This window comes from Streptomyces sp. NPDC053513 (genome assembly GCF_044544765.1).
GTDB classification, from domain to species: Bacteria; Actinomycetota; Actinomycetes; order Streptomycetales; family Streptomycetaceae; genus Streptomyces; species Streptomyces litmocidini.
In genome coordinates this window covers 552,243-577,467 of record NZ_JBITXP010000001.1, presented here as the reverse complement: position 1 = coordinate 577,467, position 25,225 = coordinate 552,243, and the positions used below count along the sequence as shown (strand labels likewise).

Here is a 25,225-nt window from a genome sequence, read left to right as displayed (position 1 = left end):
GCCCGGGCGTTCTCGGTGTGCCCGAATCCGCCACGGGAAGCCCGCCTGTCGCCGCAATCGGCCGTCTTGACCGTCGACTCTTGCCCGAAGTGCCGTCCGCTCGCCACATTGTGGTGCATCTTCCGCCCCCGCGCCCCACCCGCCGGGCGGCCCCCCTCCCCATCGAGCCCACGCGGCCCTCCCGAAGAGGTAGTACGTATGACGGACGCCGGTACCCGCACCGCCCCCGTACGAAGAAGAGCCGTGCGCCCCGTGCCCGCCGGCGCGGTCATCGCCTCGGTCGCACTCGTCGAGCTCTCCAGCGGCATCACCCAGGGCTTCCTCTCGCCGCTGCTCAAAGGCCTCACCGACACCCTGAAGGTCACCGCGGCCGACCTGAACTGGATCAGCATCGCGAACCTGCTCGCGAGCGTCGCGTTCACCCCGGTCCTCGCCCGCATGGGCGACCTCCACGGCCACCGCCGGCTGCTGCGCTGGAACCTCGCGATCGTCCTCGCCGGCTCGGTCCTCGTCGGGCTGAGCCGCTCCTTCCCGGTGCTGCTCGCCGGCCAGATCCTCCAGGGCGCCATCGCCGGGTTCTTCCCGCTCCTCGTCGGCGTCCTCCGCAACCGTCCCGACGGCGGCGACGCCGAGAGCCGCCGCGGCATCAGCCGCATGGTGGCCGCGCTGATCGGCGGCCTCTCCCTCGGCCTGCTGGCCAGCGGCTTCGTCGCCGCCACCGTCGACAGCCCCACCGCCGCCCTCTGGGTGCCCGCCGCCGGCGTGGCCCTCGCGCTGCTCGTGACCTGGCCCCTGCTCCCCGAGTCCGAGGACCGCCCCGGCGGCTCCGTCGACTGGACCGGGGCGGTGCTGCTCTGCGTCGGTCTCGTCGCCCTGATGCTCGCCCTCGGCCTCGGCGGCACCCCCGGCTGGGAGTGGACCTCCGCACGGACGCTCGCCACCCTGATCGGCGGCGTGCTCGTCACCGCCCTGTGGGTGCTCGTGGAGCTCCGCACCGCCGAGCCCATGATCGACGTCCGGATGTTCGCCCGGCGCAACGTGGTCGTGGTCTCCGTCGTGACGCTCTCCTTCAGCTTCTGCATGCTCGGGCTCCAGGTCGCCCACCCGGTCTTCCTCGGCACGAGCCCCGACGAGACCGGGTACGGCTTCGGCTACGGGCCCGCCGTCATCGGCCTGGGCATGCTCCCCAACCTCCTCGCGATGGCCCTCGGCGCGCTCGCCGCCCCCGCCGTGGCCGCCCGCGTCACCGACCGGATCACCCTGGTCACCGGCTCCGCCCTCATGGCCGTCGGATACGGCGCCGTCCTCGCCCTGCACTCCTCGGCGCCGCTCTTCCTCCTCGGCACGGCTCTCGCCGGGCTCGGCAACGGCTTCCTCCAGCACTCCACGCGCACCCTCGCCGTCGAGTCCGTCCCCCACGACCGGACGTCCGTCGGCTCCGGCATCAACGAGCTGATCATCAACGTCGGCGGCTCGCTCGGCGCCGCCGCGGTCCTCACCGTCTTCGCCGGGCACACCCCCGCCGGCCGCGTCCTGCCCGACCTCGACGCCTACACCACCTCCTGGGTGCTGTGCGCCGTGATCTCCCTGGCCGGCGGCGCCGCCGCCCTCCTCTACCGCACCCCGCCCAAGGACCTCCGATGACGACCACGACCAAGGCCCACGACCACATCCGGGCCGCCCTGACCCGCCACCAGGACACGGTCCTCGGGCTCAGCCACGCCCTGCACGCCGACCCCGAACTCGCCTACGAGGAACACCGCGCGGCCCGCCGCATCACCGACCTCGTCGAGCGCGCCGGCTTCGACGTGACCCGCGAGGCGTACGGGCTGCCCACCGCCTTCCGCGCCACCGCCGGCTCCGGCGACCTGGTCGTCGCGATCTGCGCGGAGTACGACGCGCTCCCCGGCATCGGCCACGCCTGCGGCCACAACGTCAACGGCTCGGCCTCGGTCGCCGCCGCCCTCGCCCTGGCGCCGCTCGCCGACGACCTCGGCCTCACCGTCGCGCTCCTCGGCACCCCCGCCGAGGAGTCCGGCGGCGGCAAGGTCGACATGCTCCGCGCCGGGGCCTTCGACGACGTGGCGGCCGCCATGATGGTGCACGCGGCGCCGCAGGACGCCGTGGGCCTGAACACCCTCGCCATCAGCAGCCTCTCCGTCGCGTACACCGGAGTCCCCGCGCACGCCGCCGCGATGCCGCACCGGGGCGTCAACGCCGCCGACGCGATGATGATCGCCCAGGTCGCGATCGCGGCCCACCGCCAGCAGATGGTCCCCGGAGCCGTCGTCTCCGGCGTCGTCACCTCGGCCGGCGACGCGGCGAACGTCATTCCCGACCGCGCCACCGCGACGTACGACGTCCGCGCGGGCACCAGCGAGGAGCTCGCCGAGCTCCGGGCCCGGGTGCGGGCCTGCTTCGAGGCCGGGGCCCTCGCCACCGGCGCCGAGCTCCTCCTGGAGACCGTCGGCAACGACTACGCCGACCTCCGCCACGACCTCGCCATGGGCCGGAGCTACCGGGCCGCCGCCGAGGCCCTCGGCCGGACCGTCCTTCCCCACGATCCCGGCCTGCGGGGCGGTTCGACCGACATGGGGAACGTCTCGCACCTCGTCCCGACGATCCACCCGTCCATCGGGTACGACTGCGGCGACACGATCATGCACCACCCGGACTTCACCCGGTACGGCACCACGGCCGCCGCCGACCGTGCCGTCCTCGACGGCGGCCTCGCCATGGCGTGGACCGCCCTCGACCTGGCGACCGACCCGGCCCAGCGCGAGCGGCTCCTCGCCGGCGTCGCCGCCCGCGCCGCGGCGGACTGACGGCCGTCCGGCCGTGCCTCAGGCCGCCGTCCCCGCCCAGGGCCGGTGGCCGGGGCCGGTCGGGTGGGTGCCCGTGGCGCTCATGACGACCGAGTACAGGCTGGTCTGGGCGGCGATGAAGAGGCGGTTGCGCTTGGCGCCGCCCCAGGCGATGTTGGCGACGGGCTCCGGGACGTTCAGCCGCCCGATCAGGGTGCCGTCGGGGTCGTAGCAGTGCACGCCGTCGCTCATCGCGGCGGCCCAGAGGCGGCCGTCCGCGTCGAAGCGGAGGTTGTCGAAGCGGGCCTCCTCGCGGGCCGAGGCGTCGGCGAAGACCTTGCCGTCGGACAGCGTGCCGTCCTCGCGCACGTCGAAGACCCGGATGAAGCCCGCCCGCGTGTCGGAGACGAACAGCCGCTTCTCGTCGTGGGAGAAGACCAGCCCGTTGGGCGCGGCGAACTCGTCGGAGACGAGGCGGACCTCGCCGCTGTCGGGATCGATGCGGTAGACGTTGTTGGAGCCGATCTCGCTCTCCGCGACGTAGCCCTCGTAGTCGCTGGTGATGCCGAAGTCCGGGTCGGAGAACCAGATCGAGCCGTCGGACTTCACCGCCGCGTCGTTCGGACTGTTCAGGCGCTTGCCCTGCCACCGGTCCGCCAGCACGGTGACCGTGCCGTCGTGTTCGGTGCGCGTCACGCGGCGGTTGCCCTGCTCGCAGGAGATCAGCCGGCCCTCACGGTCCAGGGTGTTGCCGTTGGTGTGCCCGGCCGCGCGGCGGAAGACGCCGACGGCACCCGTCTCCTCGTCCCAGCGCAGCATCCGGTCGTTCGGGATGTCGCTCCAGATCAGCTGCCGCCAGGCGGGCAGATAGATCGGCCCCTCGGCCCAGCGGCAGCCCGTGTGGAGGACTTCCAGCGCGTCGTCCCCGTACATGCACCGTCCCGTGAGGAACCGCTCGTCGAACATCTCGTACAGCTCGGGGCGCTCGCCGCTCATGGAGCCCTGCCCTTCCTGAAATCCCATGCGTGCCGAATCTGATCCTGCGCAAGACGAAGATTGCAGGATCATCTACGGTCCTCACAAGGAGATTTCGAACGGAGAGCTGTGGATCACATGCCCCCGGCCTTCCCCTCCTCCCTCTGCCCCCCTTCCTCCTCCGCCTCCAGCGTGAACAGCGCCCCGTCCGGGTCCCGGACCATCACCCGGCGCTCCTCGTCGCCGTCCGACGACCGCACGCCGCCCCACTCGCTCCCCGGCACCACCTCCCCGCCGTGCGCCACGACCGCCTCCCGGGCCGCCGCCAGATCGCGCACCCGGAACCGGACCAGCCAGCGGGGCCTCGACTGCGGCCGGGGCGAGGCGGATTCGACCGGACCGCTGTCGAGCCGGGCGACGGCCTCGCCGTCCCGCCGCAGCACCACCCGGTCGTGCTCGTACGACACCTCGCAGCAGCCGGGGCTCCCGTCCGCCCAGCGGAGCACCCCGCCGTAGAATACGGCCGCGTCGAACGCGTCACGGGTGTGCAGCTCCACCCAGGCCGGGGCCCGCCGCTCGCCGACGTGCCAGCGCGAGACCAGCCGCCCCTCCCACACGCCGAACAACGCGCCCTCCAGATCCGTCGCGATCGCCGCACGGCCCCGTAGCGGGTACGCCAGCGGCCCCACGCCGACCGTGCCACCGCGCTCCCGGATCCGCGCCACCGCCGCGTCGGCGTCGTCGACGGAGAAGAACACCGTCCAGGCCACCGGCACCCCCGGCTCGGCGGCCACCGCCGCGATCCCGGCCACCGGCACCCCGTCCCGCTCACCCACCACGTGCACGTCGTCGCCGAGCGCGCCCCGGCGGAACGTCCACCCGAGCACCGCCCCGTAGAAGCGCTTCGCCGCCTCCAGATCGCGTGCGGACAGATGCAGCCAGCACGGTGCTCCCATCCCCTCCCCGGTCGTCGGCCCCGACACCGGCACCACCTCCTCGTCGTCCTGAGTCCGTGCGCCCCTTCCCCGCCCGACTGCCCCGCAAGCGCGCACTCACCCACGTGCCGCCGATCACCCCACCCCGGGTACCCCGAACGGCTCAGCGGGCCGCGCGGGAGGCGTACGCGCGGACGTCGGCGTCCGCGTCGTCGGCCGCCCCGGCGAGCGCGGCGCGCGCCGCCGGTTCGGCCCGGTGGGCGAGGAGCGACAGGACGGCGGCCTTGCGCACGTCCGCGTTCGGATCGGCGAGCGCCCCCGCGAGCGCCGGGACGGCGAGACCGGGCGCCGCCGCCCGGAGCGCGGTCGCCGCCCCGGACCGCACCTGCCAGGCACGGTCACCGAGCGCCGCTCCCGCCCCCGCCGCGTACGCCGGCGGGCAGCCGGTGCCCGCCAGGGCGGCCAGGGCGGCGCCCCTGACCAGCGGATCGGAGTCGTCGAGCAGCGGCGCCAGCGGCTCCGGCGCGGGGTTCCGCACGGCCGCGAGCCCACGGGCCACCGCGACCCGGACCTCCCGCGCCGGGTCCGCCGCGGCCCGCGCGAGCTCCCCGACCGCGTCCACCGACACCAGGGCCCGCACGGCCTGGACGCGCACCTCCACGGCGGCGTCGGCGAGCGCGTCCGCGTACAGCCCGGCGTCCCCGAGCCGCAGCGCCCGCAGGACGTCGAGCGCGGCCGCCCGCACGGCCGGATCGGGCACGTCCAGGGCCTCCCGGAGGCCCTCCGCGAGTTCCGGTCCGGCGGGCAGCACCTCGACCAGCTCCCGCAGCGCCGCGGCGGCCGCCGCCCGGACCGGAGCCGCCTCGTCCCGCAGCCGGGCGGCGAGCACCGGACCGGTCCCGGCCGGCGCGGTCTCCCCGAGCGCGGTGACCGCGGCGGCCCGCACCGCCGGATCGGCGTCGGACAGGTACGGCCCGAACGCCTCCAGATCGGGGGAGTCCTCGACGAGCGAGAGCAGCCGCAGCAGCCGGGGGTGGGGCGGCGCGGGCGCGCCGGCCGCGTCCGGTGCCTCGGCGGCGGACGGACGCGAAGCCGGCGCCGCCGGGGCGGCGTCCCGGGCCCCGGCCGTGGCCACCGGCACGAGATCCACCTCGCCGAGGAGCCGCTCGGGGCCACCGGGCGGCGAGAACTCCGGCACCGGCACGACGTACGGCTCCACCGGCCGGGCCGTGAACTCCATCGCCCCGGAAGGGGACTTGCGCAGGTCCAGGTGGTGCAGCCAGCCCGTGTCGTCCCGCTCTGGATGGTCGAGCCGCTCGTGGTAGAGGCCCCACCGCGACTCGGTCCGGGCCAGCGAGGCCCGCGCCGCCATCTCGGCGCAGTCCCGGATGAACGACACCTCCGCGCACCGCATCAGCTCGTGCGCCGTCCGCGCGCCCATCCCGGCGATCTCCGTCGCCATCCGGTCGAAGGCCTCCACGGCCAGGGAGAGCTTCGCCCCCGTCTTCGGCGGCGCCACGTAGTCGTTGACGAACCGGCGCAGCTTGTACTCGACCTGCGGCTGCGGCGGACCGTCGGGGTTCCGCAGCGGCCGGTAGACGAGCTCGTGGGCGGCCGCGAGCTGCTCCCGGTCCAACTCGCCCTCGTACGCCCGGTACCGGGAGGCGTCCTCGCCCGCCAGGTCGCCGAAGACGAAAGCCCCGATCATGTAGTTGTGCGGTACGGAGGCCAGGTCCCCGGCCGCGTACAGCCGGGGCACGGTCGTGCGGGCACGATCGTCCACCCGCACCCCGGAGGCCGAGTGCCCGCCGCACAGGCCGATCTCCGAGATGTGCATCTCGATGTCGTGGGTCCGGTAGTCGTGCCCCCGGTTCTCGTGGAAGGTGCCCCGGGTGGGCCGCTCCGTGGTGTGCAGGATCGACTCCACGGCGCCGATGGTCTCCTCGGGGAGATGGCTCAGCTTCAGGTACACCGGCCCCCGGTCCGAGGCGAGTTCGGCCGCGAACTCGGCCATCATCTGCCCCGACCAGTAGTCCGACTCGACGAACCGCTCGCCGTGCCGGTTCACCTGGTACCCGCCGAAGGGATTGGCGACGTAGGCGCAGGCCGGCCCGTTGTAGTCCTTGATCAGCGGGTTGATCTGGAAGCACTCGATCCCGGTGAGCGCCGCGCCCGCGTGGTACGCCATGGCGTAGCCGTCACCGGCGTTCGTCGGGTTCTCGTACGTCCCGTACAGGTACCCCGAGGCGGGCAGGCCGAGCCGCCCGCAGGGGCCGGTGGCCAGGATCACGGCCCCCGCGCGGACGATCACGAACTCCCCGGTGCGGGTGTGGAACCCGGCCGCGCCGACGGCCCGCCCGTCGTCCGGGTGGGTGAGCACCCGGACCGGCATGACCCGGTTCTCGATCCGGATCCGCTCCCGCATCTCGCGCCGCCGCAGCTGCCGGTAGAGGACCTTCTTCACGTCCTTGCCCTCGGGCATCGGCAGCACGTATGAGCCGGACCGGTGCACCTGCCGGACCGCGTACTCCCCGTGCTCGTCCTTCTCGAACTTCACCCCGTACGACTCCAGGCGCCGGACCATCGCGAAGCCGCGGGTCGCCGTCTGGCGGACGGTGGACTGGTCGACGAGGCCGTCGTTCGCCCGGGTGATCTCGGCGACGTAGTCGTCGGGTTCGGCCCGGCCGGGCACGACGGCGTTGTTGACGCCGTCCATGCCCATGGCCAGGGCGCCGGAGTGACGGACGTGCGCCTTCTCCAGGAGCAGGACGTCCGCCCCGCGCTCGGCGGCGGTCAGCGCCGCCATCGTGCCGGCGGTGCCGCCGCCGATCACGAGCACGTCGCAGGAGAGCTCGGTCGCGTCGGCGAGATCGGGGACGGTCAGGGGGATGTCCACGGGGGGCCTTTCGGAGGGTTGTCAGAGGGAGTCGAGGACGCGACGGCGCAGCGCCGCCGTGACGGGCGCGTCCCGGGCGTCCCGCGAGCGCGGGTGCGGCACGTCCAGGACCTCGCCGGACCCGAAGAGGAGGACCCGGTCGCCGAGGTGGAGGGCCTCGTCCACGTCGTGGGTGACGAAGACGACGGTCGCGCCGGTGCCGCGCAGGATCTCCACGAGCAGGTCCTGCATCCCGGCGCGGGTCGTCGCGTCGAGCGCGCCGAACGGCTCGTCCATCAGGACCGCGCGGGGCCGCCCGGCCAGCGCCCGGGCCAGCTGGACGCGCTGCCGCTGCCCGCCGGACAGCCGGCCCGGCAGCCGGTGCGCGTGCCCGGCGAGTCCGACCCGCTCCAGCCACTCCTCGGCCGAGCGGCGCCGCTCGGCGCGCGGGACGCGGCGGATCGCGAGCGGCAGCTCCACATTGGCCCGGACCGACCGCCAGGGCAGCAGGGCGTCGTGCTGGAAGACGAAGGCGCGGTCGGCGCCGGGCCGCCGGACCGGCTCCCCGTCCTGGGTGACCCGCCCCTCCAGCGGGGGCAGCAGCCCGGCGAGCGTCCGCAGCAGGGTCGTCTTCCCGCAGCCGGAGGGGCCGACCACGGTGAGGAGCTCACCGGGCGCGATCCGCAGCCCGAGGGGGCCGGACACGGCGGCACCGCCCGGGTGACCGAGCCGGACGCCGTGCAGGGCGAGTTCCGCGCCGGTCGGCACGGCGGTGACGGGCGGGCTCACGGTGGTCATGTGACCGGCTCCTTGTCGGGTACGGGCGGGGCGACGGAGGCACGGGCGGCGGCGGAGCCCGCCGGGGCGTCGGGGGCGGGGCCGGCGAGGGCCCCGGGACCCGCGGGCCGCTCCGAGACCGTCGGGTCCGTCGGGTCCGTCGGGTCCGTCGGGTCCGGCGGGTCCGCTGGGACTGCCGGGGTCGTCGTGTCCGTCGTGTCTGCGCGGTGCGCGGGCCCCGCCGTGTCCGCCGTGTCCGTGCGGTGCGCGGGCGCCGGCGCGGAGCCCGCCGGACGGGCCGAACGGTCCGGGCCGGCCGTGCCGCCCTCCGCGGCGCTCGGCAGCCAGGCGGTGACCCGGCGGCCGAGGGCCTCGACCGCCGTGGAGGTGAGCCGGCCCAGGACGCCGATGGTGGCCATGCCGACGAAGACGCCCGGGTAGTCGACGACCGTGTAGTCCTGCCAGGTGCGGTAGCCCACCCCGTACTCGCCGGAGATCATCTCCGCCGAGATCACACAGATCCACGCGACCCCGATGCCCACCGAGAGACCGCCGAAGACACCCGGCAGGGCGCCCGGCAGGACCACCGAGAACAGCACCCGGAACCGGCCGCCGCCCAGGGTGAGCACGGCCTCCTCCCACGCCGGGTCCAGGGCCCGCACCGCGTGCCGGGTCGACACGAGGACGGGGAAGAACGCGGCGGCGCAGGTGATGAAGACGATGCCCTGCTCGTTGGTGGGCAGCAGCAGGATCGCCACCGGCACCAGGGCGATGGCCGGCACCGGCCGCACCACCTCCACCAGCGGGTCCAGGACGTCCGCGGCCCACCGCGACCGGGCGACGGCCGTCCCGGCGGCCACCCCGAGGACGGCCGCGAGCAGGAAGCCCAGCGCGATCCGGCGCAGACTGTGGCCGAGGTCCTGCCAGTACGCCTCGGTCCCGATCCGGTCGGCGAGCGCGGAGGCCACCTCGACGACCGTGGGGAACTGCTCGAACCGCAGCCACAGGTTGACGTCCAGGGAGGTCAGCAACTGCCAGACGCCGAGCGCCGCGAGCGGCGAGGCGATCCGGACCAGACGGCGGCCCCAGCTCATGACGCGAGCCTCACGGCGTCCGCGTACCCGACGATCCGGGAGCCGGCGTGTGCCGCGACGTACCGCTCCGCGCCCTCCCGGGTCACGAAGGCGCGCCACTGCCCGCCGCCCTGGACCCACACCGCGCGGTCCGCGAACCAGAGCGTCCCGGTCACCGCGTCCGGCACGTACGCGGCCCGGACCGCCGCGCCCTTGACGGCCTTGAGGAGCGCCCCGGGGCTGTCGAAGGTACGGGTCGACTCCTGCCCCTTCAGCCAGAGCTCGGACCTGGCGGCACCCGCCTTCGGATACGAGGCCCCCGGGACCGCCCGTCGCAGCGGGGCCGCGTCGACGAAGGCGTCCACGTCGACGTCCTTCACCAGACCGGCCTCCGCCAGGACCGGCACGTCCTCCTTGAGCGCGGCGACCAGCTCGGGGCGGAGCGCCGGGTCGAAGGTGGCGATGCCCTGGGCGCCGTTGTAGAGGTAGACCACCTCGGCGGGCAGCCCCGTCTCCTTCGCGACCGACTCGGCCGACGCCACCGGACGGCGGCGCAGCTCGTCCGTGGCCCGCCGCTGCGCGCGCAGGAACGCGTCGAGGACCTCCGGCCGCCGCTTGGCGAACCGCTCGCGGACGGTGACCCCGTGGAAGGTCGGCAGGTTCAGCTCGGCCCCGTCGTACAGCGCCGTCGCCCGGCCCTGGAAGGCGAGCAGACCGGGCCAGGCGACGAACTGGGAGAGGGCGTCGGCGGTGCCCGCCGACAGGGCCGAAGCACCCACGCTCGGTTGTTGGTTGACCTTGTCGACGTCCTTCGCCGGATCGAGCCCGGCCCTCCGCAGGGCCCGGACGAGCGTGCCGTCGGCGGCCGAACCGACGCTCGTGGACACCTTGCGGCCCTTGAGGTCCTTCAGCGTCCGCAGCGGCGAACCGGGAGCGGTGACAACGGTGTTGAGGCCGCCGCGCAGGTTGTACCCGGTCACCGCGACGAGCCGCGTCGGCTCCTTGAGCTGCTTGCCGCGCGCCGCGTTGATCAGCAGCGGGAAGTCGCCCATCGAGCCGATGTCGATCTTCCCCGCCGTCATCTGGGCGGTGATCGGGGCGCCGGTCGCGTAGTCCTGCCAGACGACCCGGTAGGTGACGCCGTCCTTCTTCCCGCGCGACGCGAGCTCCTCCTCGAAGTAGCCCAGGGAGCGCAGCAGTGTGCCGGCGGTGACGGTGTTGATGGTCTTCGACTGGTAGCCGACGGTCACCGTGACCGTCTTCCCGTCCGCCGCGTCGTCGGTCCCGCCGCCGCAGGCGGTGGCGAGCGGAACGAGCAGGGCGACCGGAAGGGTCAGGGCAAGTCTTGTCGTGCGCATGGGAGTTCGGCCTTTCACCGGAGCAGGTAGGGCATGTTGACGGTCACCGCGCCGGTGGGACAGCGGGCCGCGCACGGGCCGCAGTACCAGCACTCGTCCACGTGCATGTAGGCCTTGCCGTCCTCCTCGCGGATCGCGAGCGAGTCGAGCGGACACATGTCGACGCACAGGGTGCAGCCGTCGATGCACTTCGACTCGTCGATGGTGACGGGCACGTCACCGCGCTGGGGGACCACAGGCATGGCTGTCTCCGGAAAAGGGGTGTACGGGGAAGCGGGGGAGGTCAGAGGGAGCGGCGGAGCACGCCGCTCATGGTGATGCGGTCGCCGCGGAAGCGGATGAACTCCAGGTCCACCGGCCGCCCGTCGGGCAGACGGGTCAGCCGCTCCAGCATCAGGACGGCGGCACCGCGCGGCGCCTGGAGGACGGCGGCGGAGTGCGCGTCGGCGTTGACGGCCTCCAGGGTGATCTCGGCGTGCCCGAGCGGCCCGCCGGTCAACTGCTCCAGGAGCCGGAACACGTCCGTGTTCTCCAGGTCGCAGCCGAGGAGTTCGCCCCCGATGTCCATCGGGAGGTACGACAGGTCGAGCGAGAGCGGCAGTCCGTTCAGCCGGCGCAGCCGCTCGACGCAGAGCACGTCCGTGTGCTCGGGCAGGCCCAGCCGGTGCGCCACCGGCCCCGGGGCCCCGACCGGGCCCATGGTCCGGATCTCGTTGGTGACCCTGCCGTGCTCGTGCAGGGTCTCCGCGAGGCCCTGGAGCCGGTCGAGACCGTGCGGGTACTTCTCGCAGACCACCACCGTCCCGACCCCCGGCTGCCGGTCGACCAGTTGCTCGCCGCGCAGCAGGTCGAGCGCCTGCCGGACGGTGTTGCGACTGGTTCGGTAGTCGGCCGCGATGGCGTCCTCCAGGGGGAGGACGCCGCCGGGGAAGCCGCCCGCGAGGATCTGGTGGCGCAGCAGGTCGGCGAGCTGCCGCGCCTGGTCCGCGCGCAGCCGCCGACGGCGGGCGGCGGCGACGGGGCGGGCGGCGGGAGCGGGTTCGGCGGGCATGGCAGGGAACGTAGCGGCGGACCGGCCCCGATGGTGTTGCCGCAGTATTGCGCCACCTGACACCCCCTCCGTACCTCTCTGACCTGCGGCGACGGAAGGGAGGCGGCGAGATCCGCCACCCCGGCGCCCAGCACGTGGACGGCGGGCTGCCCACCATGTGGGAGGGATCAGGCGGCCGGCCCGTGGACCTGGCCGCGGAGGGCCGTCGAGAGGTGGTGGTGCAGCATGCCGAGGACCGGCTGGTCCGGGGCGAACAGGCCGGCGGCCAGCTTCCAGTACCGGGGGAGCACCGGGCCGTCGTCCAGGGCGAGCAGCCCGACGAGCCGGCGCCGGAAGTCCGGCGTGTCCGCCTCCCCGCGCGCCCGGGCGTAGGCGGAGACGAAACAGTCCAGGGCCCCGCCGTCCTGCGGCGCCCGCCCGGCCCGCACCTCGGCGGAGGCGATCCCGTACGCCTCGGCGAGGCCCTCGTAGAGCACCGCCGGCCGGTACTCGCCGTCCGGGAGCGGCGGCGCGGGCCGGAACTCCGGCCGTTCGAGGCGCGGGTCGGTGACGAGCGCGTGCAGCCGCGCGAACGCCAGCACCTGCTCGGGACCCGGTTCCTCCGGCGGCTGCGGTACCACCGCGTCGAGGACCGTGGCCACCACCCGCCCCGGCAGCCGCACCGGCAGGGCCCGCCGCCAGAACCGGACCAGGGCGTCCGTGTCCGGAGGGGCGGGCAGCGCGCCGAGCAGCCGCAGCCGCTCCGTCCGCTCCCCGGCGGCGCACTCCTGGAGCAGCCGCAGGGAGGCCTCCTTCCAGCGCAGCGCCACCAGCTGGGAACCCACGTCCCGCAACCGCCCCGCGACGGCCTCCTCCAGCACGTCGTCGGGCCCCTCGTCCCTGAGCACCCGCTCCACCTCGGGCACCGGCAGGTCGAGGGCGCGCAGCGACCGGATGAACCGCAGCCGGTCGAGAGCCTCGGCCCCGTACCTGCGGTGCCCGCCGGAACTGCGGGCCGCCTCGGGCAGCAGACCGCGATCGGAGTAGAACCGCACGGTCTTGACGGTGACACCCGCCCGCGCGGCCAGCTCGCCGATGCTCCACAGACCGTCGGACGACACGGGACGAACCTCCTCCAGCCCGATCCGATGATCTCCGGGCCCGTCCATTCTGCCGTGCGACCGGCGGACTTGAATCTCCCGCAGGGGGAGTTCCTAACGTGACCGCGAGACATCCCCGAGGAGTGACGAGGAGACGGTCATGACGGCGTTCGTGCTGGTGTCGGACACCTTCACCGGTGGCTGGGTGTGGGAGGAGACCGCCGCCCGGCTGCGGCGGGCGGGGGCGGAGGCGTACCCGGTGACCCTGACCGGGACGGGGGACCGCCGCGCCGGGGCCGGTCCCGACACCGGCCTGGAGACCCACGTCGAGGAGCTCGTCCGGCTGCTCGACGGGATCACGGCCGACGAGGTGGTCCTCGTCGGCCACGGCTACGGCCTGCACCCGGTGTTCGGCGCCGCCGACCGGCGGGCCGGACGCGTCGCCCGGATCGTCTCCGTGGACACGGGACCCCCGCGGGCCGGCGAGCCCGCCGTGCGTTCCGTACCCGACCCCGAGGTCCGGGAACTGCTCGCCGGGCGGCCCGAGGCGGCGGTCCCGCCGCCCGCCCCGGGCACCTGGTCGCGGTGGGGCAGCGTCGAGGGGATCCCCGCCGACGCCCTCGCGCGCCTGGAGCGCGAGGCCGCGCCCCAGCCGGGCCGCACGCTCACCGAGCCGCTCCGCCTGACCGGCGCCACGGACACCCTGCCGACCACCGGCGTCCTGTGCACCGCGAACGGACAGAGCATCGCCCTGGTCGAGATGGCGGTGGCCTCCGGGCCGCCCCAGTTCCGGGTGCTGACCGAGGACCGGTTCCGCTTCCTCGAACTCGCCACCGGCCACTGGCCGATGCTCTCCGCGCCCGGGGAACTGGCCGAGGCGCTGCTCCGCGCGGCCGCCGGCGAGGGCCACCGGGTGACGGCGCCCGAGAACGGCCACGAACTGCCGTCCCACCTCCTGCCCTTCCTCGTCGACGTGCCCGAGCGGCCGCGCGAGCGCCTCGGACGGGCCGACCTCCACCTCCCGGACGCCGAAGGGCCCCGGCCGGCGGTCGTCTTCGTCCACGGCGGGCCCATCGAACCCGACCGGCGGCCCACCCCGCGGGACACGCCGTGCTTCCTGGGATACGGCCGCTACGCGGCGGGCGCGGGCGTCGTCGGCGTCACGGTGGACCTCCGGCTGCACGGCCTCGTCGACTACCCGCTGGCCGCCCAGGACCTCGCCGACGCCGTCGAGCGGGTCCGCGCCGATCCGCGCGTCGACGGGGACCGGATCGCGCTCTGGTTCTTCTCCACCGGCGGGCTCCTCGCGGCGGACTGGCTGGCCGCGCCCCCGCCGTGGCTGCGGTGCGTGGCGGCGAACTACCCCGCCCTGGCGCCGCTGCCCGGCTGGGAGACGGTGGAGTCCCGCTTCCGACCGGTGGACACCGTGGGCACGGCGGACGGGCCGCCGGTCGTCCTGACCCGCGCAGGCCTGGAGCACGAGGTCCTCGCGGCGACCGTCGAGGAGTTCCTCGCCGCCGCCGAGAAGCGCGGGGCCGACGTCGAGGTCATCGACGCGCCGCACGCCCACCACGCCTTCGAACTCGTCGATCCCACCGACGAGTCCCGGGCGGTCCTGGAGCGCTCGATGCGCGCGGTCCTCGCCCGGCTGGAGGACTGACCGGCGCGCGCCCGGGAGGCGGCCCGGTCGCGCCCGACCCCGGGGTGCCCGAGTCCGGTCCGGCGGACGGGGCGGTCGTGGCGGCGGGCCCGCACAGGGGACGGGCCCGCCGCCGCGTCCCGCCCGTCACCGCCCCGCGGGCCGCCGGCCGCGGCGGGGGACGGAGTCGAGCAGGAGCCGGGTGTACGGGTGTTCCGGCGCGTCGAGGACGCGCGCGACCGGGCCCGTCTCCACGACCCGGCCGGACCTCAGCACCAGGACCTCGTCCGCGACGTGCCGGACCACGGCCAGGTCGTGGGTGACGAACAGATAGCCGATGCCCGACTCGCGGCGGATCGCGCCGAGGAGTTCGAGGATCTGCGCCTGGATCGACACGTCGAGCGCGGCGACCGCCTCGTCGAGGACGAGGACCCGGGGCTCCACGGCGAGGGCGCGCGCGATCGCCACGCGCTGGCGCTGCCCGCCGGAGAGGCCCCGGGGGAGGGCCGAGGCCTCGCGCGCCCCGAGCCCCACCTGGTCGAGGAGCTCGGAGACCCGCGCCCGGCGCCCGTCCCGGTCGAGGCCGGTGTGGAGGCGCAGGACCTCGTCCAGGCAGCCCGCGACGGTCACCCGGGGATCGAGCGAGAGGTAAGGATCCTGGAAGACCATCTGGATCTCCCGGGCCCTGGCGAGCCGTTCGGCCCGGCCCCGGGCCCGCGTGGAGCGGTCCCGGCCGTCGAGGCGGACCGTGCCGCCGTCCGGGCGCTCCAGACCCACGAGCATCCGGACCGTGGTCGTCTTGCCGCTGCCGGACTCCCCGACGAGGGCGAGGCAGGAGCCGGGCGTGAGCGCGAAGGACACGCCGTCGACGGCCGTGTGGTCCCCGTACCGCTTGCGCAGTCCGTCGACGACGAGACCCTCCTTGAGCGCGACGGTCACAGCGTGATCCCTTCTTCGGCGCGGTGGCAGGCGGCGAGCCCGTCCCCGTGGCGTACGAGCGCGGGCGTCTCCTCGGCGCAGCGCGGCACCGCGTGGGCGCAGCGCGCGGCGAAGGAGCAGCCGGGCGGCGCCTCCGCGAGGGAGACGGGGCGGCCCGGGATGGGCCGGGGGGCCGGCGCGCCCGGCTCGATGCGCGGGGTGCAGGCCAGCAGGCCCGCCGTGTACGGGTGGCGCGGCGCGTCGAACAGCTCGTCCGTGGACCGGGTCTCCACGATCCGGCCCGCGTACATGACGTACACCCGGTCGCAGACGGCGGCGGCCAGTTCGAGGTCGTGGGTGACGAACAGCATCCCGGTGCCCCGCTCGGCCCGCAGCCGGGCCAGGATCGAGACGATCTCGGCCTGGGTGGTGACGTCGAGCGCCGTCGTCGGCTCGTCGGCGACGAGGAGGGCCGGCTCGCTCGCGAGGGCCGCCGCGATGACGACCCGCTGGAGCATGCCGCCGGAGAACTGGTGCGGACGGCGGCGCAGGGCGCCGCGCGGGTCGCGGATGCCGACCGCGTCGAGGAGTTCCTCGGCGCGGGCGGTCGCCTCGGCGGCGGGCGTCCCGGCCGCGCGCAGCCCCTCCGTGAGGAAGTCGCCCACCCGCCGCAGCGGGTTGACGGAGGCGCGCGGGTCCTGGAAGACCATGGAGACCCGCCGGGCGCGCAGCGCGGTCAGTTCCGCGCGGTCCATCGCGAGGACGTCCCGCCCCGAGACCCGGACCTGCCCTTCGGTGCGGGCGCCGGCGGGCAGCAGTCCGAGGACGCTGCGGCAGGCCACGGACTTGCCGGAGCCGGACTCGCCGACCAGGCCGACCGTCTCCCCGGGCCGCACGCTCAGGCTCACCCCGTCCAGGATCGGCCGGGCGGCCCGGTCGTCGGCCAGGCGGACGCCGAGGCCCTCGATCTCCAGGACCGGGGAAGGCGTGGCCGTCTTCATCGCGTTCACCGCTCCCGCTTCGCGATCCGGTCGGCGAGCCCCTCGCCGACGATGCCGAACGCCACCACGGCGAGCACGATGCACGCGGAGGGCGCGAGGGCCGGCAGCATCGCCCCCTGCAGGACGGCCGCCTGCCCCTCGTTGATCATGGCGCCCCAGTCGGCGGCCGGCGGCTGCACGCCGAAGCCGAGGAAGGACAGCGCCGCCAGGTCCATCAGCGCGTACCCGAAGTTCATCGCGGACTGCGCGAAGACCGTCGGCGCGATGTTGGGCAGCAGATGGCGCACGCAGACCGTCCAGCCGGACCAGCCCTGCACCCGGTACGCCTCGATGTACGGCCGGGCCTTCTCCTGACGCGCGATGCCCCGCACCAGCCGGCCCACGTACGGGGTGTAGGCGACGGACATGGCGATCACGGGCGCGGTGAGTCCCGAGCCGACGACCGACACCAGCAGGATCGCGAGCAGCAGGCCGGGGATCGCGAAGACGAGGTCCATGGAGCGGGAGAGCAGCGTGTCCACCCAGCCGCCGCGCCAGGCCGCCACCACGCCGAGGAGGGTGCCGAGCAGCGTGGAGACGGTGACGACGAGCAGCGGCCCGAGCAGCCCGGTGCGGGCGCCGACCAGCAGCCGGGACAGGATGTCCCGGCCCGACTGGTCGGTGCCGAGCAGGTGGTCGCCGGTGGTGCCGACGAGACTCGCCGACAGGTCGAGCGCCTCGGGGTCGTACGGGGTGAGGAGCGGCGCCAGCAGGGCGACCAGGACGAGTGCGGCGAGCACCGCGACCGAGACCGCGAACAGCGGCCCCCGGCCGAAGAGGCGCAGGGCGCGTGACCCGGGTCTGCGGTACGGCAGCGCGGAGGTGGTGGAGGTCATGAGGAGCCTTCCCCGAGGGAGAGACGGGGGTCGATGAGCGGGGCGAGCAGGTCGACGACGAGGTTGACGAGGACGAAGGCCGCGACGCTGAGCAGCGTGATCGCCTGCACGACCGCGAAGTCCTTCGCGGTGACGGACTGCACGAGCAGCGAGCCGAGGCCGGGGACGTCGAAGGCGGTCTCGACGATCGAGGTGCTGATGAGGAGGCCGGCGAGCATCGTGCCGCCGACGGTGACGACGGGCCCGAGCGCGTTCCGCAGCACGTGCCGGCGGACCACGGACCGGCCCGCGACGCCCCGGGCGCGCGCCACCTCGACGTGCTCGCGCCCCAGTTCGTCGAGCATCGCCGAGCGGGTCACCCGGGCGAGGAGCCCCGCGAAGGACAGCGCCAGGGCGAGGGCCGGCAGCGTCAGCTGGTACAGCCGCTCGGAGAGGTCCGCCGGGGCGCCGCCGCCCGGCCCCGGGAACCAGCCGAGCCGCACGGAGAAGAGCGAGACGAGCGCGATGGCCGTCACGAACGAGGGCGTGGCGGTGGCGACTCCGGTGCCGATGAGCACCAACCGGTCCGGCAGGCCGGGGCGCAGGGCGGCGAGGACGCCGGCGGCCACCCCGAGCACCGCCACGAGCACGGCGGCACAGCCGACGAGCAGGGCGGTGCCGGTGAGGCGCGAGCCGATCAGCGAGGCCACGTCCTGGTGGTACTGGGAGGAGCGGCCGAAGTCGCCGGTCAGCACGGAGCCGAGCCACTTCGCGTACTGGGTGACCAGCGGGTCGTCGAGGTGGTGCTCCGCCCGCAGGGCCGCCACGGCCGAGGGGGTCGCGGGGCGGCCGTGCAGCAGGAACGACACCGGGTCGCCGGGGGCCAGGTGGACGGAGCCGAAGACCACGAGGGAGGTCGTGAACAGCACCGCCACCAGGCCGAGGAGCCGTCCGACGAGGTAGCGCGTCATCGCTTCGGGGCCCCGATCGTCGCGGCCCACGGGAAGTAGAGCTGGGCGATGCCGGTCGGGGCGCCGGTGATCCGCTTGCCGAGGAAGACCGAGTAGGGCGCCTCGTACACGGGGATGACGGGCAGCTCGTCCAGGGCGATCTTCTGGAGCCTGGCGGTGAGCTCGGCGCGCTTGGCCGGGTCCGGCTCGGAGTTCGCCCGGTCGAAGGCGACGTCGAACTCGGCGTTCGACCAGCGGCCGTAGTTCCCGAAGTCGCCGGTGCGCAGGTACTGGTAGAACTCCAGCGGGTCGGGCGTGTTGTCGTAGCCGTTGGTGATGACGAGGTCGAGGCCCTCGCGCGCGTCCGGGTCGACGAAGATGCTGCTGTACGCGTCGGGCGAGACCGGCTTCAGGACGACGTCGAGCCCGATCTGGCGGCCCGCGGCCTGGACGGCGTTGGCGACGACGCTGATCTCGGGCGCCAGGGTGCTGGTGACGAGGGTGACCCTGCGGCCGCTCGCGTGGGCCTCCTGGACGAGCTTCTTCGCCGCCTCGACGTCGTACACGGGCTCGGGCAGCGTGTCGTAGAGCTCCGCCGTCCTCTCCGGGGCCAGCGCCCAGGCGCCGCGCGCGGCGGGGGCCTTGGCGGGGACGCCGACGCCGCCGGCCGCGGCCTTGACGATGTTCTTCCGGTCGAGGGCCATCGACAGGGCCCTGCGGACCTTGAGGTTGCCGAGCGCGCCGTGGAAGTCGAGGACCGCGAGGTTCGCGGCGGCGGTGTTCGGGCCGAAGAGCAGCGTGCCCTTGTTGCTCCCCCGCAGCTGGCTGAAGGAGGAGGACGGGACCATGTAGCCGCCGTCGGCCGTGCCGGAGAGGAAGGCGTTGGAGCGGGCCGCGGCGTCCTCGACGAAGGTGAACCGCACCTTCTCGGACTTGGGGGAGAGTGTCTTGTCCCAGTAGGCGGGGTTCTTCCTGAGGGTGATGCTGTCGCCCTGGGCCCAGCGGTCGAGGGCGTACGGGCCGGTGCAGTTCAGCTTCCCCGCGGGGGTGCCGTAGTCCTTGCCCTCCTTCGCGAGGGAGGCGGCGCTGACGACGGTGCCGGGGGAGGCGGCCATCAGTTCGTGGAAGAGGACGTCGGCCTTGCCGAGGCGGATGGTCACCTCCAGGGGGCCGGTCTTCTCGACGGAGTCGACCGTCTTGAAGGAGGAGCCCCAGGGCGATCCGGTCTTCGGGTCCATCTGGCGCTTGAGGGAGGCGACGACGTCGTCGGCGGTCATGGTGGTGCCGTCGTGGAACTTCACCCCGGGGCGCAGGGTGTAGACGAGGGTGCGCGGGTCGGGCCGCGACCACTTCACGGCGAGACCGGGGACGATCTTCATGTCGGGGGTGACCCGCAGCAGCTGCTCGCAGACGTTGGCGAGGACGGTGTTCGGCGGGTAGTCGTACGCGAGGGCGTAGTCGAGCGTGTACGGCTCGGCGTACAGGGACCAGGTGAAGGAGTCCAGCGGGCCCTGCGCGGGCGGTGAGGTGGGGTCGGCCTTGAAGGTCGTGCCGCCGCCGGCCGCGGGCGGGTTCGTGGCGCCGGAACAGGCGCCGGTGGTGGCCGCGAGTGCGGCGGTACAGACGAGAAGCGCGATGGCTCTGGGCATGCGCATGGGACCCACCCCTTTACGGGTGTAGTGACGGGCTCGGGGGGATGGGGCGAGTATTGGTGCGGGAACGTTCCCGCACAAGACCCGCACCCGACTTTGCGGGAACGGTTTTGCAGAGGTCGCGAGGGTGGCAGCATCACCCCCATGACCGAAGCTTCACGGCACGGCGGGCAGCCCTCGCCGCCCACCCCGCGCGTCCGCCTCGTCGACGTGGCCCGCGAGGCGGGCCTGTCCAAGACGACCGTCTCGGCGGCGCTCAACGGCACCGGCAGACTCTCCCCCGAGGTACGGGAGAGGGCCCGCGAGACCGCGCGCAGAATGGGCTACCGGCCCAACGCCACCGCGCGCCATCTGCGCGCGGGACGGGCCAGGCTGATCGGATACGTGGTCGGCGAGTTCGCCGCCACTCCCTGGACCTTTCTCGAGTCGCCGTACTTCGCCCGGCTGACCGGCGCCACCGCGGCCACCGCGCTGCGCCGCGGCTACGCCGTGGTGCTGCTGCCCGCCGGCTCCCTGCAGAGCGAGTGGGCCGACCTGTCCCTCGACGCGGTGGTCGTCGCCGACCCCGTCGCCGACGACCCGGTCGTCGAGGGCCTGCTCGCCGCCGGCGTCCCCGTCTTCACGGACCGCTCCGTCGAGGGGACGCCGGGCGCCTACTGGGTGGACGTCGACGCGGGCGGCGCCGTCCGCGAGGCCCTCGACCACCTCCGGGAGCAGGGGGCCCGGCGGCCCGTCCTCGTCGTGCCGGACAGCACCACCCGCTTCCACACCGAGGTGTTCGCCGCCCACCGGGAGTGGTGCGCCGCCCACGGCCTGCCGGAACGGACCGTACGCGTCGAGGAGGCCGGCAACGGGCCGGTGGTGCGCGGCGTCGAGACCGCCCTGACCGCCGACGGGCCGGAGCGTCCCGACGCCCTCCTGGTCGTGGCCGAGGCGAGCCCGCCCCTCGTCCTGGAGGCGGCGCGCCGCCACGGCTACGAGGTCCCGGACGACCTGCTGGTCGTCCTGGTGAGCGAGGACGCCACGGCCCTCCACACCGACCCGCCGGTCACCACCCTGAGCCTGCGGCCCGAGGCGGTCGCGGAGGCCGGCGTCGAGCACCTCGTCGCGGTCCTGGAGCACGGCCGCCGGGAGCCCGCGGGGACGCTCGTACCGACGCGCCTCGACGTCCGGGCGTCGTCGGTGCGGCCGCGGGCGTAGACGCGGTCAGAGGGAGTGCACCAACCGCCCGCCGACGTACGTCCGCTCCACCCGGGCCTCGGCGATCTCCTCCGGCGGGCCGGTGAGGACGTCCCGGTCCAGGACGACCAGGTCGGCGAGGTGGCCGGGGCGCAGGCTGCCGGTGTCGTCGAGACGGTTCACGTGCGCGGTGCCCGCCGTGTAGGCGGCGAGCGCCGTGGGGAGGTCGAGGCGCTGCTCGGCGTAGAAGACCCGGTCGTCGGTGGCCTCGGGGTCGCGGCGGTTGACGGCGACGTGGATGCCCGCGATCGGGTCCGGGCTGCTGACCGGCCAGTCGCTGCCGGCGGCGAGGGTGGCCCCGGCCCGCACCAGATCTCCGAACGGGTACTGCCAGGCGGCGCGTTCGGGGCCCAGGAACGGGATGGTCAGCTCGTCCATCTGCGGCTCGTGCGCGGCCCACAGCGGCTGGATGTTGGCGATGGCGCCGAGCGCCGCGAAGCGGGGCAGGTCGTCGGGGTGGACGACCTGGAGGTGCGCGAGGTGGTGCCGGTTGCCGCGCCGCCCGTTCGCGGTGATCGCGGCCTCCAGCGCGTCCAGGGCCTCGCGGACGGCCCGGTCGCCCAGGGCGTGGAAGTGGACCTGGAAGTCGAGGGCGTCGAGCTCGGTCACGTACCCGCGCAGCGCCCCGGGGTCGACGAAGCTCAGCCCGCTGTTGGCGGTGGCGCAGCCGCAGCCGTCCAGGTACGGGGCGGTCATGGCGGCGGTGAAGTTCTCCGCGATGCCGTCCTGCATGATCTTCACCGAGCCGGCCCGGAACCGGCCGAGGGTGAACTTCTCGCGGCGGGCGACCAGTTCGGGGATCTGCTCGGAGCCCCGCTCCCGGTCCCACCAGAGCGCCCCGGTCACCCGGGCGGTCAGCGAGCCGTCGCCGGCGGCCGTCAGATACGCCTCCGAGGGGTCGGCCATGCCGCCGAAGGAGCCGAGCAGCGCGTCCTGCCAGGCCGTGATGCCCAGCGAGTGCAGCAGTTTCTGGGCGCGCAGCAGTCCGGCGAGCCGGTCCTCGGCGGTGGCTTCCGGCACCAGCCGGCCGACCAGGCCGATCGCGCCCTCCTGGAGCATGCCGCTGGGGGAGCCGTCCGCCTCCCGCTCGATCCGGCCGTCGGCCGGATCGGGAGTGGCGGCGGTGAGCCCGGCCAGCTCGAGGGCGCGGGAGTTGACCCAGGCGCCGTGGTGGTCCCGGTTCGACAGCAGGACCGGCCGGTCGGGGACGACGGAGTCGAGCAGCTGCCGGGTGGGCAGGCCGCCCTCGAAGCTCTCCATCGACCAGCCGCCGCCGGTGATCCAGGCGCGCTCCGGGTGGGCGTCCGCGTACTCCCGGATCCGCTCCAGGTAGTCGGCGACGCCCACCGTGCCGGTGAGATCGCACTCCGCCAACTCCTTGCCGCCGCCGACGGCGTGGACGTGGGCGTCCTGGAAGCCGGGGAGCAGCAGCTTCCCCGTCAGGTCGACGACCTCCGTGCCGGGCCCGATGAGATCCCGCACCTCGTCGTGGCCGACGGCCGCGATCCGCTCGCCGACGACGGCGAGCGAGGTCGCCCGGGTGCGGGCCGGGTCCGCCGTGAAGACGGGGCCGTGGGTGAAGACCAGATCGGCCGTGGTCATGGGCGCTCCAGAACATGTGTGTCGGTTGGTGGCGTCATGCAAGCGGGCGGCCGTTTACACGTCAATGGTGTTGACGTAAGGTTCCGGCCATGTCCGAACGCGTGGTCCCCGAAGGCAGGCGGCAGCGCCGCCGCCCCACCAAGCAGGGAGCCGTCCTCTCGGAGCGGCTCATCGTCGAGACCGCGCTGCGCCTGATCGGCGAACACGGCGCGGAGGCCCTGTCGGTACGGAGGCTGGGCGCCGCGCTCGGCGCCGACCCCACGGCCCTGTACCGCTACTTCCGGAACACGGACGCCCTGCTCCTCGCCGTGGCCGACGAGCTGATCGGCCGCGCGCAGGAGGGCTGGACGGCCACCGGCGACTGGCGAACGGACCTGCGGGAGCTGGGACTCCGCATCCACGGCTGCTACCAGGCCTACCCGCGGGCGGCGGCCCTCGCGGCCCACCGCACCACCGGCCGGCCTTACGAGACCCGGGCCGTCGAGCGGATCCTCGGCGTGCTGCGCTCGGCCGGCTTCCCGGACGCCCTCGCCGTGCGGATCTACCACGCCTTCGTCGACCAGGCCCTCGCCTTCGCGGCCCAGGACGCCGCCGCGCTCGCCCTGCCGCCCGCCGCCCGGGAGAAGGAGGAGCAGGTCTGGCACGCGGTCTACGGCAGGCTGTCGCCCGACACCCACCCGAACGTCGCCGCGACCTTCCCCCTGCTCGCCGCCGACATGCGGGACAGCGGCTATCCGTTCGCCCTGGAACTGATGCTGAACGCGGTGGCGGCACTGCGACCGGAGCCGGGCCCGGAAGGGTGACGCGGCGCTTACGTCAACACCATTGACCTTGTTCCGCGCGGCGGAGTCTCATGGGCGGCACTTCGGAGGCTTCCCGCGCTCGGGCGTCTCCGCGACCCCGAAGGAACACCCATGGACCACCTCAACGCGCTCCGGGACGTCGACCACACCCCGTTCTGGCTCGACGACCCCCGCCGGCCGCAACCCGCCCCCGCCCTCGTCGGCGGCACCACCTGTGACCTCCTCGTGGTCGGCGGCGGCTACACCGGCCTGTGGACCGCACTCGTTGCCAAGGAACGCGATCCCTCCGCCGACGTCGTACTGGTCGAGGCCGACGAGGTCGGCGGCGCCGCCTCCGGCCGCAACGGCGGATTCTGCGAGTCCAGCCTCACCCACGGCCTGGCCAACGGGCTCCAGCGCTGGCCCGGGGAGATCGGCCTCCTGGAACGCCTCGGACGCGAGAACCTCCAGGCCATCGAGGACGCGATCGAGCGCTACGGCATCGACTGCGACTGGGAGCGCACCGGCTCCCTGGTCGTCGCCACCGAGCGCTACCAGCTCGACGGCCTCGCCGAGGAGGCCGAGGCCGCCGCCCGACACGGCGGCGAGCCCCTCCTGCTCGACGCCGACGCGGTCCGCGCCGAGATCGACTCCCCGACCTTCCTCGGCGGCGTCTGGAACAAGGGCGACGTGGCCATGGTCAATCCGGCCCGGCTCGCCTGGGGCCTCAAGCGGGCCTGCCTCGACCTCGGCGTCCGCGTCCACGAGCACACCCCCGCCACCTCGCTCGACGAACACGGCGCCGTCGTCGCCGTCGGCACCCCCTACGGCCGGATCACCGCCCGCCGCGTCGCGCTCGCCACCAACGCCTACCCGTCCCTGATCCGGCGTCACCGTCCGTACACCGTCCCCGTGTACGACTACGCGCTGATGACCGAACCCCTCACGGAGGACCAGCTCGCCTCCGTCGGCTGGAAGAACCGGCAGGGCTTCGCCGACTGCGCCAACCAGTTCCACTACGTCCGGCTCTCCGCGGACGACCGCATCCTCTGGGGCGGTTACGACGCCGTCTACCACGGGGGGCGGGTCCGTCCCGAACACGACCGCAGGCCCGAGACGTACGCGACACTCGCCGAACATTTCTTCACGACGTTCCCGCAGCTGGAAGCGGTTCGCTTCAGTCACGCCTGGGGCGGGGCCATTGACACCAGCACCCGCTTCTGCGTTTTCTTTGACACGTGTCACCAAGGCAAGGTCGCCTACGCCGCCGGCTACACCGGACTCGGCGTCGGCGCCACCCGCTTCGGCGCCGAGGTGATGCTCGACCTCCTGGCCGGCGAGTACACCGAACGGACCGGCCTGGAACTCGTACGCCGCAAGCCGCTGCCGTTCCCGCCCGAGCCCGTCCGCTCGATCGGCATCAACATCACCAAGTGGTCCATGGCGCGCGCCGACCTGAACGAGGGGCGACGCAACCTCTGGCTCCGCACCCTCGACCGCTTCGGACTCGGCTTCGACAGCTGACCGGCAGCACGCCGCACCACCGGCACCCCACCGCACCACCCGCAGGACACCGCACCGCCAGCACCACACCCCCGTGCCCCCCGCCCCGCTCGCGCATGACCCGTCGCACGCCCCGTCTCCCGGGGGCCGCGGCCGAG

20 protein-coding genes and 1 pseudogene are annotated in these 25,225 nt (G+C 74.5%); 6 read left to right on the top strand and 15 right to left on the bottom strand.

Translation table 11 applies throughout. The annotated features are described in order from the left end of the window. The first annotated feature begins 198 nt into the window (after positions 1-198). Entirely contained in the window at positions 199-1,644 is a 1,446-nt protein-coding gene (locus tag ACIGW4_RS02400) for an MFS transporter (RefSeq protein WP_399577937.1), read from the top strand. Then, the gene (locus tag ACIGW4_RS02395; RefSeq protein ID WP_399577935.1) at positions 1,641-2,825 is read left to right on the top strand and encodes an amidohydrolase; all 1,185 of its coding nucleotides are present in this window, start codon (positions 1,641-1,643) and stop codon (positions 2,823-2,825) included. Before ACIGW4_RS02400 ends, ACIGW4_RS02395 begins: the two co-directional genes overlap by 4 nt. Positions 2,826-2,843: 18 nt before the next feature. Here the strand turns inward: ACIGW4_RS02395 and ACIGW4_RS02390 are convergent, their stop codons facing one another. From ACIGW4_RS02390 to ACIGW4_RS02350, 9 genes and pseudogenes are all read right to left on the bottom strand, one after another. Continuing rightward, the gene (locus tag ACIGW4_RS02390; RefSeq protein WP_359591158.1) at positions 2,844-3,800 is read right to left on the bottom strand and encodes an SMP-30/gluconolactonase/LRE family protein; all 957 of its coding nucleotides are present in this window, start codon (positions 3,798-3,800) and stop codon (positions 2,844-2,846) included. A gap of 113 nt (positions 3,801-3,913) precedes the next feature. Continuing rightward, a complete protein-coding gene (locus tag ACIGW4_RS02385; RefSeq protein ID WP_399577932.1) occupies positions 3,914-4,735 on the bottom strand; it encodes a VOC family protein in 822 nt (273 codons plus the stop codon). Between the two features lie 142 nt (positions 4,736-4,877). Continuing rightward, entirely contained in the window at positions 4,878-7,598 is a 2,721-nt protein-coding gene (locus ACIGW4_RS02380; protein ID WP_399578186.1) for a fumarate reductase/succinate dehydrogenase flavoprotein subunit, read from the bottom strand. A gap of 33 nt (positions 7,599-7,631) precedes the next feature. Continuing rightward, the gene (locus ACIGW4_RS02375; RefSeq protein WP_399577929.1) at positions 7,632-8,387 is read right to left on the bottom strand and encodes an ABC transporter ATP-binding protein; all 756 of its coding nucleotides are present in this window, start codon (positions 8,385-8,387) and stop codon (positions 7,632-7,634) included. Positions 8,388-8,623: 236 nt separating this feature from the next. After that, positions 8,624-9,460: pseudogene (locus ACIGW4_RS02370) on the bottom strand (ABC transporter permease); the annotation flags it as partial. Next, a complete protein-coding gene (locus tag ACIGW4_RS02365) occupies positions 9,457-10,797 on the bottom strand; it encodes an ABC transporter substrate-binding protein (RefSeq protein WP_399577927.1) in 1,341 nt (446 codons plus the stop codon). The pseudogene ACIGW4_RS02370 and the gene ACIGW4_RS02365, both read right to left, overlap by 4 nt. Positions 10,798-10,811: 14 nt before the next feature. Next, positions 10,812-11,039: a ferredoxin family protein gene (locus ACIGW4_RS02360; protein WP_030689518.1), complete on the bottom strand. Its 228-nt coding sequence runs from the start codon at positions 11,037-11,039 to the stop codon at positions 10,812-10,814. 41 nt (positions 11,040-11,080) lie between these two features. Beyond that, positions 11,081-11,848: a GntR family transcriptional regulator gene (locus tag ACIGW4_RS02355; protein WP_123456980.1), complete on the bottom strand. Its 768-nt coding sequence runs from the start codon at positions 11,846-11,848 to the stop codon at positions 11,081-11,083. 167 nt (positions 11,849-12,015) lie between these two features. Then, positions 12,016-12,948, bottom strand: a complete 933-nt coding sequence (locus tag ACIGW4_RS02350) for a MerR family transcriptional regulator (RefSeq protein WP_398706599.1) — start codon at positions 12,946-12,948, stop codon at positions 12,016-12,018. A 139-nt stretch (positions 12,949-13,087) separates the two neighbouring features. Here ACIGW4_RS02350 and ACIGW4_RS02345 point away from each other — a divergent pair, with 139 nt between their 5' ends. Continuing rightward, positions 13,088-14,587, top strand: a complete 1,500-nt coding sequence (locus ACIGW4_RS02345; RefSeq protein ID WP_398706601.1) for a dienelactone hydrolase family protein — start codon at positions 13,088-13,090, stop codon at positions 14,585-14,587. A gap of 126 nt (positions 14,588-14,713) precedes the next feature. On the opposite strand, the gene ACIGW4_RS02340 is transcribed toward ACIGW4_RS02345, so the two are convergent. From ACIGW4_RS02340 to ACIGW4_RS02320, 5 genes are read right to left on the bottom strand one after another with little or no spacing between them, the layout of a single operon-like run. After that, positions 14,714-15,505, bottom strand: a complete 792-nt coding sequence (locus tag ACIGW4_RS02340) for an ABC transporter ATP-binding protein (RefSeq protein WP_260174612.1) — start codon at positions 15,503-15,505, stop codon at positions 14,714-14,716. Next, positions 15,502-16,485, bottom strand: a complete 984-nt coding sequence (locus ACIGW4_RS02335) for an ABC transporter ATP-binding protein (RefSeq protein ID WP_399578184.1) — start codon at positions 16,483-16,485, stop codon at positions 15,502-15,504. Before ACIGW4_RS02335 ends, ACIGW4_RS02340 begins: the two co-directional genes overlap by 4 nt. 5 nt (positions 16,486-16,490) lie before the next feature. Further along, entirely contained in the window at positions 16,491-17,360 is an 870-nt protein-coding gene (locus ACIGW4_RS02330) for an ABC transporter permease (RefSeq protein ID WP_123456984.1), read from the bottom strand. Further along, entirely contained in the window at positions 17,357-18,310 is a 954-nt protein-coding gene (locus tag ACIGW4_RS02325) for an ABC transporter permease (protein WP_399577922.1), read from the bottom strand. The genes ACIGW4_RS02330 and ACIGW4_RS02325 overlap by 4 nt, the downstream gene beginning before the upstream one ends. Next, positions 18,307-19,944: an ABC transporter substrate-binding protein gene (locus tag ACIGW4_RS02320; RefSeq protein WP_399577920.1), complete on the bottom strand. Its 1,638-nt coding sequence runs from the start codon at positions 19,942-19,944 to the stop codon at positions 18,307-18,309. Before ACIGW4_RS02320 ends, ACIGW4_RS02325 begins: the two co-directional genes overlap by 4 nt. A gap of 141 nt (positions 19,945-20,085) precedes the next feature. Here ACIGW4_RS02320 and ACIGW4_RS02315 point away from each other — a divergent pair, with 141 nt between their 5' ends. Next, complete coding sequence (locus ACIGW4_RS02315; RefSeq protein WP_359591132.1) at positions 20,086-21,141, top strand: LacI family DNA-binding transcriptional regulator; 1,056 nt, start codon at positions 20,086-20,088, stop codon at positions 21,139-21,141. A gap of 6 nt (positions 21,142-21,147) precedes the next feature. Here the strand turns inward: ACIGW4_RS02315 and ACIGW4_RS02310 are convergent, their stop codons facing one another. Then, positions 21,148-22,782, bottom strand: a complete 1,635-nt coding sequence (locus ACIGW4_RS02310) for an amidohydrolase (RefSeq protein WP_399577918.1) — start codon at positions 22,780-22,782, stop codon at positions 21,148-21,150. 89 nt (positions 22,783-22,871) lie between these two features. Between ACIGW4_RS02310 and ACIGW4_RS02305 the strand changes: the two genes are divergently transcribed. After that, complete coding sequence (locus ACIGW4_RS02305) at positions 22,872-23,585, top strand: TetR/AcrR family transcriptional regulator (RefSeq protein WP_123456989.1); 714 nt, start codon at positions 22,872-22,874, stop codon at positions 23,583-23,585. 111 nt (positions 23,586-23,696) lie between these two features. Then, positions 23,697-25,088 (top strand): NAD(P)/FAD-dependent oxidoreductase, encoded by a 1,392-nt coding sequence (locus tag ACIGW4_RS02300; RefSeq protein ID WP_398706610.1) that lies wholly within the window; start codon positions 23,697-23,699, stop codon positions 25,086-25,088. Positions 25,089-25,225: the final 137 nt, after the last annotated feature.

Excerpts from the sequence above, each read along its gene's own strand:
- ACIGW4_RS02320 (WP_399577920.1), bottom strand. The coding sequence starts at position 19,944 with ATGCGCATGCCCAGAGCCATCGCGCTTCTCGTCTGTACCGCCGCACTC.
- ACIGW4_RS02325 (WP_399577922.1), bottom strand. The coding sequence starts at position 18,310 with ATGACGCGCTACCTCGTCGGACGGCTCCTCGGCCTGGTGGCGGTGCTG.
- ACIGW4_RS02355 (WP_123456980.1), bottom strand. The coding sequence starts at position 11,848 with ATGCCCGCCGAACCCGCTCCCGCCGCCCGCCCCGTCGCCGCCGCCCGC.
- ACIGW4_RS02300 (WP_398706610.1), top strand. The coding sequence starts at position 23,697 with ATGGACCACCTCAACGCGCTCCGGGACGTCGACCACACCCCGTTCTGG.
- ACIGW4_RS02400 (WP_399577937.1), top strand. The coding sequence starts at position 199 with ATGACGGACGCCGGTACCCGCACCGCCCCCGTACGAAGAAGAGCCGTG.
- ACIGW4_RS02395 (WP_399577935.1), top strand. The coding sequence starts at position 1,641 with ATGACGACCACGACCAAGGCCCACGACCACATCCGGGCCGCCCTGACC.
- ACIGW4_RS02385 (WP_399577932.1), bottom strand. The coding sequence starts at position 4,735 with ATGGGAGCACCGTGCTGGCTGCATCTGTCCGCACGCGATCTGGAGGCG.
- ACIGW4_RS02335 (WP_399578184.1), bottom strand. The coding sequence starts at position 16,485 with ATGAAGACGGCCACGCCTTCCCCGGTCCTGGAGATCGAGGGCCTCGGC.
- ACIGW4_RS02345 (WP_398706601.1), top strand. The coding sequence starts at position 13,088 with ATGACGGCGTTCGTGCTGGTGTCGGACACCTTCACCGGTGGCTGGGTG.
- ACIGW4_RS02365 (WP_399577927.1), bottom strand. The coding sequence starts at position 10,797 with ATGCGCACGACAAGACTTGCCCTGACCCTTCCGGTCGCCCTGCTCGTT.
- ACIGW4_RS02315 (WP_359591132.1), top strand. The coding sequence starts at position 20,086 with ATGACCGAAGCTTCACGGCACGGCGGGCAGCCCTCGCCGCCCACCCCG.
- ACIGW4_RS02310 (WP_399577918.1), bottom strand. The coding sequence starts at position 22,782 with ATGACCACGGCCGATCTGGTCTTCACCCACGGCCCCGTCTTCACGGCG.
- ACIGW4_RS02360 (WP_030689518.1), bottom strand. The coding sequence starts at position 11,039 with ATGCCTGTGGTCCCCCAGCGCGGTGACGTGCCCGTCACCATCGACGAG.
- ACIGW4_RS02330 (WP_123456984.1), bottom strand. The coding sequence starts at position 17,360 with ATGACCTCCACCACCTCCGCGCTGCCGTACCGCAGACCCGGGTCACGC.
- ACIGW4_RS02375 (WP_399577929.1), bottom strand. The coding sequence starts at position 8,387 with ATGACCACCGTGAGCCCGCCCGTCACCGCCGTGCCGACCGGCGCGGAA.
- ACIGW4_RS02305 (WP_123456989.1), top strand. The coding sequence starts at position 22,872 with ATGTCCGAACGCGTGGTCCCCGAAGGCAGGCGGCAGCGCCGCCGCCCC.
- ACIGW4_RS02390 (WP_359591158.1), bottom strand. The coding sequence starts at position 3,800 with ATGAGCGGCGAGCGCCCCGAGCTGTACGAGATGTTCGACGAGCGGTTC.